Origin of the sequence: Streptosporangium carneum (assembly GCF_027922005.1) — a bacterium.
Classification (GTDB): Bacteria; Actinomycetota; Actinomycetes; order Streptosporangiales; family Streptosporangiaceae; genus Streptosporangium; species Streptosporangium carneum.
This window is the reverse complement of sequence record NZ_BSEV01000127.1, coordinates 1-568: the sequence shown is the minus strand read 5'-3', so window position 1 is coordinate 568 and position 568 is coordinate 1. Positions and strand designations below refer to the sequence as shown.

Annotated in this window: 2 protein-coding genes; both read left to right on the top strand. The window is 66.5% G+C overall.

From position 1 onward, the window contains the following. A partial coding sequence (locus tag PKF00_RS44995; RefSeq protein ID WP_271223779.1) for a hypothetical protein occupies positions 1 to 294 on the top strand: 294 nt, incomplete at its 5' end. Continuing rightward, positions 291 to 568 (top strand): chemotaxis protein CheW (locus tag PKF00_RS44990; protein WP_271223778.1); only part of this gene is annotated, 278 nt, incomplete at its 3' end. The genes PKF00_RS44995 and PKF00_RS44990, both read left to right, overlap by 4 nt.

The following is a 568-nucleotide window of genomic DNA, read 5'->3' as shown; positions in this document are numbered from 1 at the left end:
ATGATCGCGCCGCTGCTGGCCGCTGCCGGCTATGACGTGACGCCGGCCGGCGGCATGCACGAGGTCAAGTCGATTGCCGAAGCGGGCGAGCATTTCGATGCGCTCGTCGGCGATCCGGCGGCTCTCGACCGCATCCGCAATGAAGGCATGTGGACCAATCTGCCGGCCCTCGCTGTGACGGACTGGCCTGAAGATACTCCGGCCGACGGCCTCACGGTCGTCCTGCCGCGCTCCGACCGCGGTGCCCTGATTGCCGCGCTCGACGAGGTTTCCCAAGAGGAGAAAGTGGCATGAGCTCGCAGCATAGCGACAATTCCGGCCTCGGCGCCGAAGCGATGAACGAGTACGTGTCCGTCCGTATCGGCGATCAGCTGTTCGGCGCGCCGGTCGATGCGATCCGTGAAGTGTTCGCGCCGCAATCGGTAACGCATGTTCCGCTGGCTCCCGACGAGGTCGCGGGGCTTCTGAACCTGCGCGGCCGCATCGTCACGGCCATTGACGCCCGCCGTCGTCTGGGCCTGACGCCGCGCGAGAAGACCGAGACCGGAATGGCACTCGGTGTGGAACG